This is a genomic window from Succinivibrio dextrinosolvens DSM 3072 (assembly GCF_900167015.1).
Lineage (GTDB): Bacteria > Pseudomonadota > Gammaproteobacteria > Enterobacterales > Succinivibrionaceae > Succinivibrio > Succinivibrio dextrinosolvens.
Window position 1 is genome coordinate 63508 of record NZ_FUXX01000002.1, and the last position, 18571, is coordinate 82078.

General features: G+C 41.4%; 15 protein-coding genes. 2 read left to right on the forward strand and 13 right to left on the reverse strand.

The window, feature by feature from the left end:
* Positions 1-18: 18 nt before the first annotated feature.
* The 11 genes from B5D46_RS01020 to typA all read right to left on the reverse strand — a co-directional run bounded on the left by B5D46_RS01020 (position 19) and on the right by typA (position 11981).
* Positions 19-912: a thiamine pyrophosphate-dependent enzyme gene (locus B5D46_RS01020; RefSeq protein WP_078927831.1), complete on the reverse strand. Its 894-nt coding sequence runs from the start codon at positions 910-912 to the stop codon at positions 19-21.
* A gap of 2 nt (positions 913-914) precedes the next feature.
* A complete protein-coding gene (gene porA / locus B5D46_RS01025) occupies positions 915-2072 on the reverse strand; it encodes a pyruvate ferredoxin oxidoreductase (protein WP_078927832.1) in 1158 nt (385 codons plus the stop codon).
* Positions 2072-2359: a 4Fe-4S binding protein gene (locus tag B5D46_RS01030; protein ID WP_051639304.1), complete on the reverse strand. Its 288-nt coding sequence runs from the start codon at positions 2357-2359 to the stop codon at positions 2072-2074. The genes porA and B5D46_RS01030 overlap by 1 nt, the downstream gene beginning before the upstream one ends.
* Complete coding sequence (locus B5D46_RS01035; protein WP_078927833.1) at positions 2359-2880, reverse strand: 2-oxoacid:acceptor oxidoreductase family protein; 522 nt, start codon at positions 2878-2880, stop codon at positions 2359-2361. The genes B5D46_RS01030 and B5D46_RS01035 overlap by 1 nt, the downstream gene beginning before the upstream one ends.
* 282 nt (positions 2881-3162) lie before the next feature.
* Positions 3163-4323 (reverse strand): pyridoxal phosphate-dependent aminotransferase, encoded by a 1161-nt coding sequence (locus B5D46_RS01040; RefSeq protein ID WP_078927834.1) that lies wholly within the window; start codon positions 4321-4323, stop codon positions 3163-3165.
* 20 nt (positions 4324-4343) lie between these two features.
* Positions 4344-5021 carry a methionine ABC transporter permease gene (locus B5D46_RS01045; RefSeq protein WP_200804997.1) on the reverse strand — a complete coding sequence of 226 codons (678 nt, stop codon included), beginning with the start codon at positions 5019-5021 and terminating at the stop codon, positions 4344-4346.
* A 3-nt stretch (positions 5022-5024) separates the two neighbouring features.
* The gene (locus tag B5D46_RS01050; protein ID WP_078927835.1) at positions 5025-6035 is read right to left on the reverse strand and encodes a methionine ABC transporter ATP-binding protein; all 1011 of its coding nucleotides are present in this window, start codon (positions 6033-6035) and stop codon (positions 5025-5027) included.
* A gap of 40 nt (positions 6036-6075) precedes the next feature.
* Positions 6076-6927, reverse strand: coding sequence for a MetQ/NlpA family ABC transporter substrate-binding protein (locus tag B5D46_RS01055; protein WP_078927836.1), 852 nt, complete (start codon positions 6925-6927; stop codon positions 6076-6078).
* A 475-nt stretch (positions 6928-7402) separates the two neighbouring features.
* Positions 7403-8839, reverse strand: a complete 1437-nt coding sequence (locus tag B5D46_RS01060) for a sigma 54-interacting transcriptional regulator (protein WP_078927837.1) — start codon at positions 8837-8839, stop codon at positions 7403-7405.
* Positions 8839-9939, reverse strand: a complete 1101-nt coding sequence (glnL, locus tag B5D46_RS01065) for a nitrogen regulation protein NR(II) (RefSeq protein ID WP_078927838.1) — start codon at positions 9937-9939, stop codon at positions 8839-8841. The genes B5D46_RS01060 and glnL overlap by 1 nt, the downstream gene beginning before the upstream one ends.
* 203 nt (positions 9940-10142) lie before the next feature.
* Complete coding sequence (gene typA, locus B5D46_RS01070; RefSeq protein ID WP_078927839.1) at positions 10143-11981, reverse strand: translational GTPase TypA; 1839 nt, start codon at positions 11979-11981, stop codon at positions 10143-10145.
* A 317-nt stretch (positions 11982-12298) separates the two neighbouring features.
* Between typA and B5D46_RS01075 the strand changes: the two genes are divergently transcribed.
* Both B5D46_RS01075 and B5D46_RS01080 read left to right on the forward strand, forming a co-directional pair.
* Positions 12299-13054 carry a M15 family metallopeptidase gene (locus tag B5D46_RS01075; RefSeq protein ID WP_200804998.1) on the forward strand — a complete coding sequence of 252 codons (756 nt, stop codon included), beginning with the start codon at positions 12299-12301 and terminating at the stop codon, positions 13052-13054.
* A gap of 194 nt (positions 13055-13248) precedes the next feature.
* Entirely contained in the window at positions 13249-14184 is a 936-nt protein-coding gene (locus B5D46_RS01080; protein WP_159442982.1) for a YihY family inner membrane protein, read from the forward strand.
* 47 nt (positions 14185-14231) lie between these two features.
* Here the strand turns inward: B5D46_RS01080 and B5D46_RS01085 are convergent, their stop codons facing one another.
* A complete protein-coding gene (locus B5D46_RS01085; RefSeq protein ID WP_143675574.1) occupies positions 14232-16460 on the reverse strand; it encodes an AsmA family protein in 2229 nt (742 codons plus the stop codon).
* A gap of 12 nt (positions 16461-16472) precedes the next feature.
* Entirely contained in the window at positions 16473-18566 is a 2094-nt protein-coding gene (recG, locus tag B5D46_RS01090) for an ATP-dependent DNA helicase RecG (protein WP_078927842.1), read from the reverse strand.
* Between the last annotated feature and the right edge of the window lie 5 nt (positions 18567-18571).

Here is an 18571-nt window from a genome sequence, read left to right on the forward strand (position 1 = left end):
TCCTCTTGTTTATTTAATTTATTTTGAAAAGTACTGTTTATCCAGAAGCTGCCATTTGGCATCTCTCTGAAGCGCAATCTCTTTAATTTCAGTGTCAGTCAGATGCTTGAATCTATCCTGACGTCTGATGTAGTGAGCAACATCAGTAAACTCACGTGGTCTTCTATTCAGTCTGTAGATTCCGTGCTCATACTCAGCCAGGTACCACAGTCCGCAGTCCACAACCTCTTTTGCAACCTCTACACATTCGTCGGTCTTAATTCCCCAGCCGGTTGGACATGGAGCCAGTACATGTATGTAGGAAGTGCCTTTGATAGAGGCAGCTTTCTCCACCTTGTTCATGAAATCCTGAAGGTATCCGATGCTTGCTGTGGCGCAGTAGCGGATCCCGTGTGCTGCCACAATTTCAAACATATTCTTCTTAACCTTCTGATTTCCCTTAATATTCCTTCCTGCCGGTGTGGTTGTTGTTCTGGCACCGAAAGGTGTCAGTGAGCTTTTCTGAATACCGGTATTCATATAGGCTTCATTGTCATAGCAGATATAAAGCACGTCGTCGTTTCTGTCGATGGCACCTGAAAGTGCCTGAATTCCGATATCAGCTGTACCGCCGTCTCCGGCGAAACCAACCACCTTGTAATCTTTTTTTCCAAGAGCCTTAAGACCTGCCTCAATTCCTGTCATCATTGATGCAGTTCCTGCAAAGGTTGAAATGATGGCATTGTTCTTAAAGCACAGCTGAGGAAAGTTAAAACCGACAGCTGACATACATCCTGCAGGTATGGTTGCAATGGCATTAGGTCCGATAACCTTGAGCGCGATTCTCACTGCCAGTGCACCGCCACAGCCGGCACATGCCTTGTGACCGAAGAAGTATTCATCTTCTCGAAGTGTATTTACATTAACGCTCATGGTTATTCCTCAAGTCCTACAAAATGGACACCGTTCTGTTCCCTTTTAAGATCTGAAAAGATCTCTTCAATATCAGAGAGGGGAACATCTCTGCCGCCAAGTCCGGCTATATAGTTGGAGCATGGCTGATTAAAACCGCTCTGCTGCAGTGCTGAGCAGACATTTGTGTAAACTGTACCTTCATTGCCAAAGGAGATATCTTTCTCCAGAACTCCTACAGCTTTAACTCCCTTCAGAGCCTCAATCAGCTCCGCCTTAGGGAATGGTCTTAGGTATCTCAGTCTCAGACATCCAACCTTCTGATTCCTGTCGCGGAGCTTATCCACACATTCGCAGACACTCTTGTACAGTGTGCCAAGGGTGATGATTATGTATTCAGCGTCCTCTGTACGGTACTGTTCCACAAGTCCTGTGTACTTACGTCCGAAGTACTTTTCAAAACGTCCTTCACACTCTGAAATGACATCCCTTGCTGCAAGTACGCCCAGATGTTCCTTATATTTGAATTCGGTGTTGGTATCTGGTCCTGCAGTGAAGGCCATATTCTTTGGTTCTTCAAGTGAGAGCTTGTTATCTGTTTCATAATCAGGAAGAAATCCCTCCGCATCATCATCTGATGGAACCTCAACTGCCTCATATGTATGAGTCAGAGTAAAGCCATCAAGGTTTACCATTACAGGTGTTGCTACACGTTTATCCTCTGCAATATAGAAACTCATTAAAGCCAGATCTAAAGCCTCCTGGGCATCCTTTGCATAGGACTGAATCCAGCCAGAATCCAGAAGTGTCAGAGAATCTCTCTGATCACCGTAGATATTCCATGGCAGCGCAGTGGAACGGTTTGCATTCATCATTACAATCGGAAATCTGCCTCCTGCTGCGTAAGGAAGGCATTCAGCCATATACAGAAGTCCCTGTGAAGAGGTTGCTGTAAAGGTTCTTGCTCCCACAGCACTTGCTCCAATGGCAGCTGATAAAGCTGAATGCTCTGACTCAACATGGATGAAATCCGCTTTTAATTCACCTCTTTCAACCAGAGTTGCAAGCTTTTCCACAACCGTTGTCTGAGGTGTTATTGGATAGGCTGAGATAACATGTGGCCTGGAGAGCTTTACTCCATAGGCAAATGCCTCATTTCCTGAGAGAAACTCCTTGGTCATTATCTTTCCTTCTCCATATGAATTGCGTCCTTGCGGCAGATCTTCTGACAGATACCGCATCCCTTGCAGTAGTCATAATCTATCTTGATACTTTCCCCATCCTTGCTTATGACTCCGTCAGGACAGTACAGATAGCACAGAAAACAGCCGTTACATTTTTCCCTGTTGCATACTGGTTTTTCTGTTCTAAATCCGCTGTTTACACTAACCAGAGTGTGTTTGTAAGCCGGTGCAAAGGGTATGTTTTTTAAGGATGTAAAATCCTTTTCATTAACATCTGAAATCATCAGACCGCCTCCTCATAGGCAAATCTGATTGCCTCAAGGTTGATATCTGCGATTTTTGGTGACATAAGCTTCTGTACTGCTGGCTTTAAATCTTCGATCTTTATGGCATGAAAGACCTTTAGAAGAGCTCCCAGAACAACTGTATTGGTAATAGGTCTTTTTAAAATATCAAGAGCAATCTTCTGTCCGTCGATGCATAGAACACGAGCGTCATTTACTTTCTCTTTTGTGCAGAGAATGATCTTTCCGTTTTCCTTTAATTCCTCATATGCATGTTCATCGAAAAGAGTGTCATCCAGAAAGACAACATAGTCTGCTTTCTTTATCTGAGAGCGATCACCTAAAGAACCACTTCCAAGTCTTGAGAAGGCTCTGACAGGGGCGCCTCGTCTTTCCGGACCGAAAGAAGGGAAGGCTAGCGCCTTGTTCTCATCGGCTTTGAAGGTCCAGGCTGCAGATAGAAGTTTTGCTGCAGTAAAAGCTCCCTGTCCACCTCGTCCGTGCCATAAAATCTCGTACATATCTCGAACCTTATAGTTATTTGCTATAACTTTATATAGCTATTCTTTATAGTATGTTTATTTGTAATAATTATTGGATAAATCTTCTTTTTATAGAAAAGAACTATATCCGTAAATGATATGTAGCATTTTATAAAATATACAGAATCTGTCTAATACTATATTTTTATGGTTAGTTATAGCTGATATTTATATGTGTTAAAAAAAACTCCTTATGAAGAACTTATAAGGAGTTGTGAACGAGGTATGTGTATCCTTGGAAAATAGATAAGCTTTTCGGAGTTATTTTTTTAGTAAATGAATATCCTCAAGATTTTTTAATGCACTGTTTAGAACTTCATCTGACTTGGCAAAGTGCAGTCGTATATAACGGTTCTCTTTCTCCTTGAAGAATGAAGAACCAGGCACTGCACCGACTTTAATCTTATTGGCTAGATCAAGACAGAACTGATAGTCATCGTCGTAGCCAAAGGAGCTTATATCAACAAGCACAAAGTAGGTTCCCTGAGGTTCATAGAAATCAAGGTTAAGCTTTTTAAGTCCACCGCAGAAAAGATTCTTTCTGTGGGTAAAGAGCGCTCTTACATCCTGGTAGTATGAATCAGGCAGAGTCAGGCCTTTGATGATAGCTTTCTGCAGAGGTGCTGCTGCACCGACTGTAAGAAAATCATGAACCTTTCTGATTCTGTCCATAACCTCAGGAGGAGCCGCTACATAACCAAGTCTCCAGCCTGTAATAGAGTAGGTCTTAGAAAGAGAGTTACACATAATGGTTCTCTCTCTCATACCATCAAGTGATGCAAAGTAGGTGTGGGTGTAAGGCTCGAAAATGATATGCTCATATACCTCGTCGGTAATCACAAAGGCATTGTACTTCTCTACAAGCTTTGCAATGGTTAAAAGCTCATCACGGGTAAATACCTTACCGCTTGGATTTGATGGATTACACAGGATCAGTGCTTTTGCTCCCTGTGAAAATGCCTTCTCAAGCTCTTTCTCATCAAATGAGAAGTCAGGAGTATGCAGCGGTACATATATAGGCTCTGCTCCACAGAGAATTGCGTCGGCACCGTAATTCTCATAAAAAGGTGAGAAGATTGCTATCTTATCGCCTGGATTTAAGGTTGCCATAACTGCACTCATCATGGCTTCAGTACCGCCGCAGGTTATACAGAGCTCAGTGTCTGGATTATATCTGAGACCAGAGAAGTGCTCGATTTTAGCAGAAAGTGCCTCTCTGGTGTCCTGAGCTCCAAAGGTAATTGAATACTGATGAGGTCCGCTAAGTGCAATCTCTGATAGACTCTGTGTCATTTCAAATGGAGGCGGATTATCAGGGAATCCCTGAGAGAGGTTGATAGCTCCGCAGCCATTGCAGATTCTTGTCATACGGCGTATGACCGAATCAGTAAAATATTTTGTTCTTTCACTTAGAGTAATCATGAGTATCCTTATTCTGTTTTTTAGTGGGTCAGCAGTTTTGCAATTCTGTCACCGGTTAGCTGTGCTAACTGTACGATAACAACCAGTACCACAATAGTAAAGATCATTACACCGGTTTCATATCGATAGTAACCATACTGGATCGCAAGGTTACCGATACCGCCGCCACCGACCATACCAGCCATTGCTGAGCAGCCGATAAGATTGATGAAGGTTATGGTGATACCTCTGACAATTGCTGGTGCCGCCTCAACCAGAAGAACATTTCTGATAATAAGAGAATGAGAGGCTCCTGTTGCAATTGCAGCTTCAATTACACCTGCATCAACTTCCTTTAAGGCACTCTCAACCAGTCTTGCAAAGAAGACAATGGCTGCGATTGATAAAGGTACAGATGCTGCAATCGGACCGATTTTGGTTCCCACCAGGATAAAGGTTAGAGGCAGTGAGAATACCACCAGAATAATAAATGGTATGGAGCGGATAATGTTGATAAACGCTGATACTGTTTTATTTAGACTGATGGTCTTTTCAAAAAATGTCTTACCTGAGGTCAGGTATAGAACAAAGCCAAGTGCAAGACCGAAAATAAGACTTAATGAAAATGATATTCCGATCATCAGAGCGGTTTCATAGATGGACTTTAAAAACTCGTTCTGAAGAATATTTATAGTTGATTCCAGTAACTGACTGCTCATTTTTTACTCCGCATCCAATCTGCTTATGAAGGTCTTTCTGTGCAGATAGCTGATTACAGACTCTTTTTCTTTTTCATCTCTGGTACGCAGAGAAATCAGAAGTCTTCCTATAGGTTTATCCTGCACGTACTCAATGTTGCCTTCGATAATTGATAAATCTGTGTTTAAGAACTTTCTTGATACATCTGAAATAACAGGATCAAAAGCTCCCTCTTCCTTGTAGGTGATCATGTAAAGATCTTTTTCCTGCTCTAACACCTTCTTAGGTACAGCCTTTTTGTAATCACTGCTGATAAGAGCCTTGGCTGCCTCTGACTGTGGAGTCGCAAACAGGGTGTAGGAAGGTGCAACCTCAACAAGACGCCCCTTTTCCATTACTGCTATTCTGTCAAACAGAGATTTTGCAACCTCCATCTGATGTGTGATGAACAGAATGGTGATTGGATAGTGATTCTTAATGTTACGCAGTGTCTGAATCACTTCCTTGGTGTTGTCAGGGTCGAGTGCAGAGGTTGCCTCATCACATAGAAGGATCTGTGGATTGTTTGCTAGAGCGCGGGCAATAGCCACACGCTGCTTCTGACCGCCTGATAATGATGGCGGAAATAATTCCGCCTTATCTGCAAGTCCTACCAGCTCTAAAAGCTCAGGAACTCTTTTCTGGATTTCCTTAACTGGAGTGCTGGAAGCTTTAAGGGCAAAAGCAATATTGTCATAGACTGTAGCATTAGATATCAGGTTGAAATGCTGAAAGATCATGCCGATGTTTAGTCGTAGGTTTCTAAGCTTCTGTCCGCTGTAGTTTACGATGTTTTCCCCATTGATATACACATTACCTGAGGTTGGCTTCTGCAGCAGGTTAACTGTACGAACCAGTGTTGATTTACCTGCTCCAGATGCTCCTACTATTCCGAAGAACTCGCCTTTGTTAATGGTTAGATTAACGCGGTCAACTGCTGTATATTCAGCGTCGGTATGCGAGAACTTAACACTTAGATTTTCGAATCTGATCATTTTTATTTTTTCTTTCCACTAAAGGTTATTATTCTTTTTCTTAGTTTGCAGGCCACCACTCTGGTTTAGCAAAATCCCTGTAAGTAGGATCTGCATTTACAGATGAGGTAAATTCACGGCTTGCAACTGCATCCTTTAAGAAGGCTCCAACGGTGTTTACACGATCACTCTGTACTGTAACCACAAGCTTGATTGGTTCAGATACCTTCTCCTTTGCCAGTGCCTTGTCAAATGGCAGTTTTGCCTCATATGCATAGTTGCCAGGAACTAAAGCAAGGTCTGTTGAATCAAGTGAACGTGGCAGCTGAGCAGCTTCCATTGGCACGAAGTTTAAGTGCTTAGGGTTCTTGTCGATATCAGCAATAGATGCCTTGAGATCATCCTTGTCGGCCTTAAGGGTGATAATGCCTGCATCACGGGCGAATCTTAAAGCACGTGACAGGTTTACCGCATCGTTAGGCAGAGCAACCAAAGCTCCATCTCTAAGCTCATCAAGAGATTTAACCTTCTCTGAGAAAGCAAATAAGCCTAGGGTTGGTACGTTGATAACCTCATCAAGCTTTAAGCCCTGATTCTCAACAATTGCCTTAAGGTAGATTGAGTGCTGGAACAGATTGGCATCGATTTCACCTGCATCCAGTGCTGAATCAGGCTGTACCCAGTCAGAAAACTCAACAAAATCCAGTTTGTGACCGCGGCTTTCAACAACCTTTGTCAGATGGTTTTTCAGCAGATCCTTGTAAGGACCTGGTACTACACCGACTTTGATGTGCTCTGGGACAGTATCAGCCTTTGCTGATTTGCTGCCCTCATCATTGCAGGCGGTTACGGTTAAAGCTAAAAATGCTGATAAAACAGTAAGTAGGATATTTTTCTTTGATAATTTTGACATAATAAAACTCCGGACAGCTTTTGCGCTGTTAAAAATAATTACTAAAAAATAATGGAAAATTTCTGTGAGATTAGTGTGCTACATGCACATACACATACAGTCAGAGGTGCTGTCGGAGTATTTGTTTAAGGTAATTCTTCTGTCAGATAAGAAGAGAGCTTCTTTCTGAAGATCTTGCTGATTCTTTTTCATAATATTCCTTTTATTTTCTATTTTTAGGATTGTTTTTTTAGTATCTTTCGATGTTGTTATTCTTATCTTTAAAATCTCTTTTGGCTAATACTAATTTCTAATTATCGGTTATAACTAAAAACTAATACTCAGTTAACTTACTGAATATAAAGAATATTACTTAATTGAATTATCAGACGAGAGGCGATTTTCTCTGAAAAAAAATTGCCCTGATAAAGAAAATGCAGGTCTGGAAATCCAGCCTGCACTTAAATATTGCTTTACTATGAAACAAAATTTGCGATTATTTCAGATTCAGTTCCTTAATCTTTCTGGTCAGAGTATTTCTTCCCCAGCCCAGAAGCTTTGCTGATTCCTGCTTGTGATTACCCGTAAAGGTAAGGGTAGCTTCAAGCATAACCTTCTCAAACTCAGGAACAGCCTCATTAAGAATATCTCTTTCTCCTGCCTTGAGCTTTGCATCCACCCAGCTTCTCAGCATATCCTGCCATGACTGATTTTCCTTAGCCACAGCACCGCTTGTGTTGCTCTTGTTCTGAGTGTTGTTAGCATGCAGGAATTCAGATGGAAGATCCACAAGCTGAATATCACGTCCTGTTACCATAATGGTTAGGTACTTACACAGATTCTTCAGCTGGCGTACATTGCCAGGCCATGGAAGACGGCATAGGAATACCAGAACCTCTGAAGTTAGCTTCTTAGGCTCGGTGTGTCCTTCCTGAGCTGCCTGTGCAAGGAAATGCTTTGTCAGCAGAGGAATATCATTATTTCTGTCTCTTAGAGGAGGAATATTGATGTTGATGATATTCAGTCTGTAGAAAAGATCAGAGTTAAAGGTACCCTTTGCGATCTTTGCCTCTAAATCCTGAGATGTTGAGGCGATTACTCTTACGTTTGCTTTGATTGCTGTTGTGCTGTCGATATTGGTGTATTCACCAGTCTGAAGAAGCTTTAACAGTCTTGACTGACAGTCCATTGGAAGATCATTGATTTCACTGATGAACAGGGTACCGCCTTCTGCCTTTGCTATTGCGCAGGTTGAAGGATCTTTGGTAATGTCACCGAACAGCTCATACTTAACCATTTCCTGTGGAATAGAAGAGATGTTGATTGAAACAAAGCTCTTTCCTGTTCTCTCTCCGTGATTGTGCAGGGCTTTTGCAACCTGGCCACGACCGGTACCGATTTCACCGTGGATAAGTACTGGTAAATCAGTCTTGGAAACACGGCCGATAAACTTGAATACATCCTGCATTGCAGGTGACTTGCCGATAATCTCAGTCTCTTCCTTCTGCTCAACAGGAGAAGCCATAAGAGTATTACGGTTTCTCTGGCTTACAAGCTGAAGCATATTCACTCTGTGAACTGCTGCTCTTCTGATAACTGCAACTGCCTGATCAATGTCGAAAGGCTTTGGCAGGTATTCAAATGAGCCCTCATTGAAGGCATCAATAGCTGCTGACAGGTCTGAGTGAGCTGTCATGATAATGAAAGGAATGTTCTCATCGACCTCGTGAACTGCTTTGATTAGCTCAAGACCATCAATGCCAGGCATTTTGATATCTGAAACGATAACATCAGGTGTCTCTTTCTTTATTGCTTCAAGTGCAGCTTCAGCGTTTTCAAAAAGACGATGATTAATGCTGTTTACATCCAAAGCCTTATCGAAAACAAAGCGAATGCTTGCATCATCGTCTATTACCCAAATCATTGGATTCATTATCGGTATTCTCCGTGATTTTCTGTTTTGACTGGTAAAATTATTCTAAATTCAGTTTCGTGAGCATCGGACAGACACTCAATGGTTCCATTATGACGTTCGATTATGTTCAGAGCCAGTGATAAGCCAAGACCGTTACCGTTAGGCTTGGTGGTTACCATTGGATAAAACAGTGTCTTTTTTAATTGTTCGGAAATCTGTGGTCCGTTGTTGATGATTGAAATAACCATGCACAGCGGATACTTGGTTTCTCTTATGATTGTTCTGAAACTTGCTCTGGTTTTAATCTTGATTACAGGATCGGTAAATACTTCGTTATCAAGTGCGTCAATTGCGTTGTTGACGATGTTTAGAATAACCTGTTCGATTGAATCTGAATCTAAAGGCAGTTCAGGCAGAGATGGATCGTAATCCTTCTTAATCGTTATTCTCTTGCAGTTATCCTGAAGCTGAACAAGCTTTAACACCTTTTCAATCAGATAGTGAATGTTAACCTGGGTCAAAGGATTTGGACGCTGAGGTCCTAAAAGGTTATTAACCAGAATCTTCAGTCTGTCGGTCTGTTCGATAATAACCTTGGTGTAATCCTTTAGATTCTCAACTTTGTCAGCATAGGTCATCTCAATAAGCTGAGCTGCGCCTCTGATGCCGCCAAGAGGATTCTTAATCTCATGAGCGAGGTTTCGGATAAGGTCTCTTGCTGCAGTGAACTGGAAATTCTGCTGAGCCTGATTGATAAGTTTTTCCTGATGAGCGATAGGGTGGATTTCAACAAGGAATCCGTCAAATTTATTTTCTGTATACTGGAAGATAGTGAGGTCGGCTTTTGATGTTTTGCCTGGATAAGGAGTGAAACGCACGTCTGCGGCAGAGAAACCTTGGAAATTGACGTTGAAGTCTGGATTATTCAACGTATCTATCAGAGTAATTTCCTCTCTGTCTACAAGATCCTGAAGCTTCTGTGACTTAAGACGAGTTCGTGAAATTCCACACAACTGTTCTGCAGCGGTATTTGCATACAGGATACTCATCTTATTATCCGTAATCATTACCGCCGTTGTCAGGTTTTCTAATATATTTTCCTTATCTATTTCGGACATCAGATTGCCTATAACGTTCTATAATAGTGCATGTGATATTTTCTTACACTTTATCACAGAATTTGAAAAAGGCACAAAAATAGTGCAGTTTTTTACGAATAATGAGGGGTTATGGAGGTAATCTTTTGATATATATAACGTTTTTGGAAATAAAAAAGCCTGCACCAAAATGGTACAGGCTTTCTGAACTCTAAACTTGAGTATTATTCGTCAGCTTTCTTACCGCCAGCGGCTCTGAATGCACGAACACGATCAAGCTCAGACAGATTCTTCTTACGGATTCTGATGCTCTGAGGGGTAACCTCAACCAGCTCGTCCTCATTGATGAACTCCAGAGCCTGCTCCAGGGTCATCTTAACTGCTGGGGTCAGGATAATGTTATCGTCTGAACCTGCAGCACGAACGTTGGTTAGTTTCTTGGTCTTTAATGGGTTAACAGTCAGATCGTTTGAACGAACGTGTAAACCGATAACCTCACCCTCGTAGATCTCTTCACCTGGAGATACGAACAGTCTGCCACGCTCCTGTAGGAACCATAGAGCATATGGAACAGCCTTACCGGTATCGTTAGATATTAGAACACCGTTCTGTCTCTCACCGATGCTGCCGCCTGCATACTCATCGTAGCTGTCGAAGGTATGGAACATTAAACCGGTACCTGAGGTTAGAGTCATGTATAGTGACTGGTAGCCGATAAGTCCACGTGCAGGGATACGGTAATCTAAACGAACACGACCCTTTCCATCTGGAACCATGTTCTTTAACTCACCCTTACGAAGACCTAACTCTTCCATAACAGGACCCTGATGCTCTTCCTGAAGATCTAATGTAAGGATCTCATATGGCTCAAGAGTTCTGCCGCCTTCCTTGTGAAGAATAACCTCTGGACGTGAAACAGCCAGCTCGTAGCCTTCACGACGCATCTCTTCAATCAGAACTGACAGGTGTAATTCACCACGGCCTGATACCTTGAATCTGTCAGTATCTTCAGTTGTTTCAACGCGTAGAGCAACGTTGTGAACAAGCTCCTCGCGAAGTCTCTCTTCAATGTTTCTGGATGTAATGAACTTTCCTTCACGACCAGCAAAAGGAGAGGTGTTAACACAGAAGTTCATAGAAACTGTTGGCTCATCAACTGATAGAGCAGGCAGAGCCTCAACAGCTGAGCTATCACAGATGGTGTCTGAAATCTTCAGCTCACCTAAACCGGTAACAGCAATAATGTCACCAGCCTCTGCGCTTTCAACCTGAGTTCTGTGAAGGCCTAGATAACCTAGAACCTGACCAATCTTACCGGTACGGGTATTGCCGTCACGGTCAATGATGGTTACAGGCTGATTTGCCTTAGCTACACCGCGCTTTACACGGCCAACACCGATAACACCAACGTATGAGGTGAAATCAAGTGATGAAATCTGCATCTGGAAAGGACCTTCAAGATCTGCGTCTGGAGGGCTTACCTTATCAACGATAGCCTGGAATAATGGCTCCATGTTGTCGCCGTGATTCTCAAGATCTAATGATGCCCAGCCCTGGAAAGCTGATGCATAAACAACAGGGAAATCCAGCTGTTCATCTGTTGCGCCAAGATTGTCGAACAGATCGAAAATCTGATCAATAACCCAGTCTGGTCTTGCGCCTTCACGATCGCATTTATTAATAACAACGATTGGTTTTAAACCTGCAGCGAAAGCCTTCTGAGTTACGAAACGTGTCTGAGGCATTGGGCCGTCTACAGCGTCAACCAGCAGTAGTACTGAGTCAACCATAGACATAACACGTTCTACTTCACCACCGAAATCAGCGTGGCCTGGGGTATCAACGATATTAATGCGGTAATCTTTCCAGTTGATAGCGGTATTTTTTGAAAGAATAGTAATACCACGCTCTTTTTCGATATCATTTGAGTCCATGATACGTTCCTGACCGATTTCATTGCGGTCAAGAGTTCCAGACTGGCGTAGTAATTTATCAACTAATGTTGTTTTTCCGTGGTCAACATGAGCAATAATAGCAATGTTACGGATCTTCTGAACATCCATGTGGTAAACCCCAAGATAATTAACTCTGACTTATGAGTTCTTAGAAAAAAAATATGCGCTATTGTATACCATTTTTGACCTGTGTAACATTTTCTTAAAAAAAAGATTAAAAAAAATTATCAATGAAATGGCATTTATATCGTATTCACTCGGTAAACAAGCGCATTAACCCTAAAAGAAAACCGTATTATACAAAAATCACCGTGATTCACTATTTAGTTGAGGCTCTGAATAATGCCCGTTTAAGGTGTTTTTTGCACGTAAAAAGTATAGTGCATTAATTTGTATGTATACTTAAAAGATCTGGAGGATGTTTTATGTCTTTTATTTCCATAAGAAAAATCTGGTCTTCAATTTTTATTTGTCTGGCATTTGCATGCATGAACATTACATCTGCTTCAACGCTGGATGATCTTGTTTCCATTAATCTTGATGGCGGAGATATTATTGATGAGCAGCTTTTGGATTTCTATGGGGAGAACAGTTTTTTCAGCATAAGTGACATTCCAGATTCTGTATGGAAGAAAATGCAGGGCAAGTCCTATCATGAGAATCCTTACATTAAAAGAAGTGATCTGAGCTATATAAGAGTACTTCACTGTGATTATGACGGAAAAATCAGACTGGGTGAAATGGTCTGTAATAAAGCTATTGCAGAGGATCTTCGCGAAATTTTCTTTATCCTGTATAAAAATAAATATCCTATTGAGCGCATCCTGCTTGCTGATAATTATGATGCCGATGATGATATTCAGATGGGGGCGAACAATACCAACTGCTTCGTTTTCCGCTATATTACCGGATCAAACTTCCTCTCATATCATGCCAGAGGTCTGGCGGTTGATCTCAATCCACGCACCAATCCATACTGCAGAGTGAAAAAAGACGGCAGTTTTTTTGTCCAGCCGTCGACTTCAAAGGAATACTGCGATCGTTCCAATAACTTCGTATATAAGATTGACAAGGAAGATCTTGCCTATAATCTGTTTATTTCTCATGGCTTTACCTGGGGAGGTGAATGGAAATCTCTGAAGGATTACTGTCACTTTGAAAAGGAAATCAATCAGTTATAGATTGTTTTTTTCGTAGCAGCTAATTCAAAAAAAACAAATCGCTCATCTATTTTTTAGGATGATTTGTATCAAAATGTATAACATATTGAGCAAAAGAATCTCATTTTTTTAATTAACTTATTATCACATCTCAAAAAATTATAGAATATTACCCTATACTAGAATAAGATTTCTGAAAATTTAGGGTGGGTACCGTGAAAGAGCTTTATATATATTTCTTCAATCGAGTAAAAAGAGATTCTATCGGACTGGAAGCATCTGCCTTATCGTTTACATCAATTCTGGCTCTAATCCCTGCTATCAGTGTGATTTTCTATTTCTTTGCCGTTTTCCCTGCATTTTCAGAATTCAGAGAATCATTAAAGGCTTTTGCTCAGGCCAACTTCATGCCTGTTTTTTCAGAATCTTTAGGCAAATATGTCGGAACCTTTGTTGATCATGCCGGTAAACTGACTGCAACAAGTACTATTGTTTTCTTCATTATCTCTCTGATGCTGGTACGCTCAATTGATCAGTGTCTGAACCGTATCTGGAGAGGCGGTAAAAGAAAGCTTGGTTCAATGATTGCTATCTACTGGACTCTTTTAACCTTAGGTCCTATTGCTTTAGGTATTATTATCTGGATTTTCACCAGAGTTGTTGGTATTGCTATTTCAAGTAACGTGCATATCGGAATGGCTCTGATGCTGGCCTATTTCATATTTCCTATCATCATCGAATGCGCTGTTCTTACAGCTCTGTACGTTATTGTTCCAAGAGTAAGAGTAAAAATGCAGGATGCATTCTTGGGAGCTATCTTTGTTACAGTTGCTTTTGAGGTTTCAAAGAAACTATTCAGTATCTTTGTTCTGAATTTCTCAAATTACGAGGCTATTTATGGCGCTATAGCAGTAATTCCTGCTCTGTTTGTCTGGATTTATATCAGCTGGTGGCTGGTACTTTTGGGCGCTGAGTTTACTGCTTCATTAGGTGTTGTAAGATCTGGTCTTTCAGATGATGTTCCAAGCTTCATGGTTTATCTTGCAAATGTAACCGGATCAACCCTGGGCTCAGAGGAACTGGTAAGACCTAAGAATAAACAGGCTCCTATCAAAGTCAAGATAACTTCAAACAGAGCTAAACCAAATTAGCATTTAAGTCAAAACAAAGTTTAAGAGCGGAGTTTATCTCCGCTTTTTTATTGAGGCGTTAGCATTGATTTCTGCTCATCAAGAACCAGTGAATCCGGTGTAAGCGCCTTTTCTCTATTCTCATCATCACTGTGAACTGAGACTTTGTCATCTTCCGAGTCTTTGATATTAGGCTTGTCAGAAAGTTCCTTTGCCCTGACTCTGGTTAATGTCCCATCCTCTGCAGCAGTATACTTTTCGTCTCCAAGAGCGCTCTCATCAATTCCCGGTCTTATAGCTCCGCGCATTATTGCAGATATGTAGAAGGTTGGATCTGTAATATGTCCACGGGTGATTACAGATGTGATACTGTCCTTTGCCAGCGAGATCAGTGTAGATTTTGATTCAATGATCCTGTCGTTGGCATCATAGTTTCCCTTAGCGGTTAAATGTGATGTTGCAAGGTCTGTAGAGAGTCTGAATTTAGCCTGGCCCTTATCAAGGGTTGATTTGAAATCAAGACTGTAAAAGCCGCAGTCACCGCTTTCGATAGATGAAAGCAGCTGTTTTAATGTCAGCTCATAATCCTTTTTATTGCCACCGTTGATTAAATCAAGACCAAACGCAGAAATCAGAAGTGATTTTGATTTTATAGAAATATTTCCAAAAAGCTTCTGTGTTACAGATAATGTGCTGTCCTCATTTTCATCTGAATGCAGATCAATATCGAAACTGATTTTTCCGTTGAATAGTTTTGAGAACAGGTCACTGTTCAGGTCAGACATATCAAAATCTTCAGATTTTGCCTTGAAGGCAAATGTATTCTTTGAAAAATCTCTTGAAATTGAGGCAGTTGCATTTGAGTTGTAGCTTTCAATCTTATCAAGAACTACTGAGTAACCGTCATTGCTGAATGCTCCGTGAAGCTCGGTTCCCTTTATAAACAGATCAGAATAGTAGGCACTGTCTGTCTTAAGAGTAAATTTACCTGGAGTGCCTATTACTTTCTTCGAGTTTTCATCAAACAGGATGTCTTCCATTTTCAGGGTTACAGATTTAACTGATAAAGGAATCTTGTCGATGTGAGATACCAGTTCAGTATTATCAACGCTGAAGTCCTTCACTGTTGTATTATGAGAAAACAGCAGGTATTTCAAACGGTTATAAAGTTCAGGAGTTGGTTCGAACTTAGCGTTTTTAAGAGTAAACCCGTTTATTGTTACGGAGGAATTCTGTTTATCAAGATTTGTCATCTCGATATTGCTACTGTACTCTCCATTAAAGAGCTTACCTTCAGAGCTGATGCTGATGAGATCTTTTCTTATGGATGCCTTCAGAAGAGAATCATCCGCTGTAACCAGTAGATCTGGTTTAGAGATTTCACCTGCTTTTCCCTTGAAATCAAAGGAAATATTCTTATTCTCAATCAAAAGCTCCTCTATCTTGCCTGAGACCTGACCTAAAAGAAGATCTGCCGTAGGAATTGAGAGAACACAGTTGTTAAGATTGGCGTTTCTTGCTCGGATATAGTATTTATCAATCAGACTTGAGTAATTCTGGAAAATCGCATTGCTGATAGAAAGCTTTGAAAAATCAATGAGCTGTGTTTTTTTATCTATGCTCAGAGCTGCAAAAACAGTTCCTCCGAAAATCTGCATCTGTACGTCGGACAGTTCAACCTTATCCCCTGATGAGAGTATTCGTGCATGAACCTTTTTGACCTCGTGGTTATCAATAGATCCTGTCTGTGCATTCAGGGTTGAGTCATTGAAGCTTATCTGCTGCTGTTCTGAGACTATGACATCAAAGGCGGAGAGATCTGCCTTGTTTGATTTGAATCTTCCCAGATACAGAGGACTGTTTATAAGATCAAGCTTACTGATGTTTATATTCTTATATCTGAATCTTTCTTTTTTAAGTTCTTCCAGATCACTGTTGTCAAAGGAAATATCCTTTGCATACAGATACTTAATATCAAGATTTTCTGATGAGATTACACTTTTTAAATCGTACTCAACATAAATCTCGCCGATACTTGAATTACCCAGTGTTACCTTTTTTAACTTTAGAACGTCAGGGTACAGCGGAGAAAATTCAATTTCATCGCAGTTAATTGAGAAACTGGTACGCTCGGAGAGGAATTTTAAAAGAGGAGCCTTCACATGCTGTCCGTTGAAATACAGAATGAATCCCCACACGACGGCAATCGAGACAATGAGAACACAGACGGCAATCTTAATGACTTTAAGATAGCGCGGAGTCTGTTTTCTGTAGTATATATTCGGTTTGAACGCCATTTACAGCATGCTCTACACTTTAAATTTAGGGAACCAGCGGGCGATCAGAGCTCTGCAGGTTTCTGTATCATTATGAATGATATCCAAAGCTGCATTTCTGGCAATATCTATTAGTTCAAAATCTCGATTTACGTCAACAACTCTGAAGATATCAAATCCAGTCTGCTTGTTTCCTAACACTTCTCCAGGACCTCTTAACTTAAGATCCTCGGTTGCGATTTTGAATCCATCTGTTGTTGCTCTCATGATTGAGAGTCTCTGCATTGCGATATCGTTAACGTCAGTCTCAGAGCTCTTATAAATCAGAATACAGTAGGAATCCAGAGCTCCTCTGCCTACTCGTCCGCGCAGCTGATGAAGCTGTGCCAGTCCAAGTCTCTGAGCTCCCTCTATAACAATAATTGACGCATTAGGAACGTCGACACCGACCTCAATGATAGTTGTTGCAACCAGAATATCGTATTCCTTCTCCAGGAAGGCTTTCATAACCTTGTTCTTTTCGTTTGTTGCAAGCTGACCGTGCAGAAGTCCTATCTTAAGATCAGGAAGCTGTTTTTTAAGTTCCTTGTAGGTCGTCTTGACTGACTCGGTCTCATCCTCGTTTTCTTCAATGTTAGGACATACCCAGTAAACCTGAGTTCCCTGATGACATACCTCATCAAGCCTTTTTATGACCTCAGCCTTTCTGGTGTCCGGCATAACAGCTGTAATAATAGGTTTTCTGCCTTTAGGCAGCTCATCAAGTGTTGAGACATCAAGATCAGAGAACAGGGCAAGCTGCAGTGTTCTCGGAATTGGGGTGGCGGTCATAACCAGCTGATGCATGGTGATATCTGAAGGGGCTTTCTTCAAAAGAGCAATTCTCTGATCAATACCGAAACGGTGCTGCTCATCAATGATTGCCAGAATAAGATTTCTGTAATGAACCTCTTCCTGATAGACACTGTGTGTTCCGATGATGACCTGAACTTCTCCGGATTCAATATCCTCCAAAAGCTTTTTACGCTTTACTCCCTTGATGGATGAGGTTATAAGTTCTGTACGGATCCCGCATGGATCGAGAAGTGCCTTAAATTTCTGATAATGCTGCTGGGCAAGAAGTTCTGTCGGTGCCAGAACTACACACTGATTTCCTGACTTAGCAACCTGAATTGCAGCCAGGACAGCGACCATTGTTTTACCTGAGCCTACATCACCGTGAAGCAGTCTAAGCATCGGCTTTTGTGAGCTTAAATCCTGCTGAACCTCTTTAAAGGATCGCATCTGGGCACCGGTAAGCTCAAAAGGCAGTGATTTGATGAAGCGGTCTGTATCTTCCAAAGCCTTATCTATAGCAACAGCATTGTGCTGTTCATTCTTTCTTTTTACAGATAGAAGGGTCAGCTGATAGGCTATAAGCTCCTCGTAGCTTATTCTTTTAAATCCTTCTGTTTTCTCTGGAATAATCTTCTGATTTGGTATATCAGGAGGAAATGGATAGTGACACAGATCCAGAGCCTGACTTAGTGTCAGGTTAAAAGGATTATGCTTCTGTGGCAGAAGCTCTGGCAGAGGAATGGCATGCAGAGACTGCAGTACTCCGTTTACCGCTTTTCTGATAGCAGCCTGTGGAACCTTTTCAACAGCATGGTAAACCGGAGTCATTCGCTCCTGAGGCTTGACCTCATCTCCTTCTTCAAGGAAGGTTACCGTAGGCTGGGTAAAGTTGACCACTCCGTTGTAGTCATTGTACTTAACAGGACCAAAAGCCAGTATTCTTCGACCTCTGGTGTAAGCCTTGATCTGATTTGGATACAGATTGAAGAATACCGCCTCGATTTTACCGGTGTCGTCCTGAAGCATCATCTTGAGCATCTTTACTCTGCGGGTGAGAACATTCTGTACCGCAACAATATGCGCATCGATAAAATAGAAACCGCCATCAGGTCTGATATCGGAAATCTTGGTTATCTTTGTCTGATCAAGAAACTTGAAAGGAAAGTCTAAAAGGAGATCAAATAAGGTAAAGATCCCCTTTTTATAGAAGCTTGATGTATAAGTAGTCCCTAGCCCTTTGATGATGGCTATATCTGAGTTTGCATAGTAAGAATCATCTTTAGGGACCATAAATC

Bases quoted from the DNA above. Each gene is read 5' to 3' on its own strand.
- B5D46_RS01020 (WP_078927831.1), bottom strand. From the start codon at position 912: ATGAGCGTTAATGTAAATACACTTCGAGAAGATGAATACTTCTTCGGT.
- porA (WP_078927832.1), bottom strand. From the start codon at position 2,072: ATGACCAAGGAGTTTCTCTCAGGAAATGAGGCATTTGCCTATGGAGTA.
- B5D46_RS01030 (WP_051639304.1), bottom strand. From the start codon at position 2,359: ATGATTTCAGATGTTAATGAAAAGGATTTTACATCCTTAAAAAACATA.
- B5D46_RS01035 (WP_078927833.1), bottom strand. From the start codon at position 2,880: ATGTACGAGATTTTATGGCACGGACGAGGTGGACAGGGAGCTTTTACT.
- B5D46_RS01040 (WP_078927834.1), bottom strand. From the start codon at position 4,323: ATGATTACTCTAAGTGAAAGAACAAAATATTTTACTGATTCGGTCATA.
- B5D46_RS01045 (WP_200804997.1), bottom strand. From the start codon at position 5,021: ATGAGCAGTCAGTTACTGGAATCAACTATAAATATTCTTCAGAACGAG.
- B5D46_RS01050 (WP_078927835.1), bottom strand. From the start codon at position 6,035: ATGATCAGATTCGAAAATCTAAGTGTTAAGTTCTCGCATACCGACGCT.
- B5D46_RS01055 (WP_078927836.1), bottom strand. From the start codon at position 6,927: ATGTCAAAATTATCAAAGAAAAATATCCTACTTACTGTTTTATCAGCA.
- B5D46_RS01060 (WP_078927837.1), bottom strand. From the start codon at position 8,839: ATGAATCCAATGATTTGGGTAATAGACGATGATGCAAGCATTCGCTTT.
- glnL (WP_078927838.1), bottom strand. From the start codon at position 9,939: ATGTCCGAAATAGATAAGGAAAATATATTAGAAAACCTGACAACGGCG.
- typA (WP_078927839.1), bottom strand. From the start codon at position 11,981: ATGGATGTTCAGAAGATCCGTAACATTGCTATTATTGCTCATGTTGAC.
- B5D46_RS01075 (WP_200804998.1), top strand. From the start codon at position 12,299: ATGTCTTTTATTTCCATAAGAAAAATCTGGTCTTCAATTTTTATTTGT.
- B5D46_RS01085 (WP_143675574.1), bottom strand. From the start codon at position 16,460: ATGGCGTTCAAACCGAATATATACTACAGAAAACAGACTCCGCGCTAT.
- recG (WP_078927842.1), bottom strand. From the start codon at position 18,566: ATGGTCCCTAAAGATGATTCTTACTATGCAAACTCAGATATAGCCATC.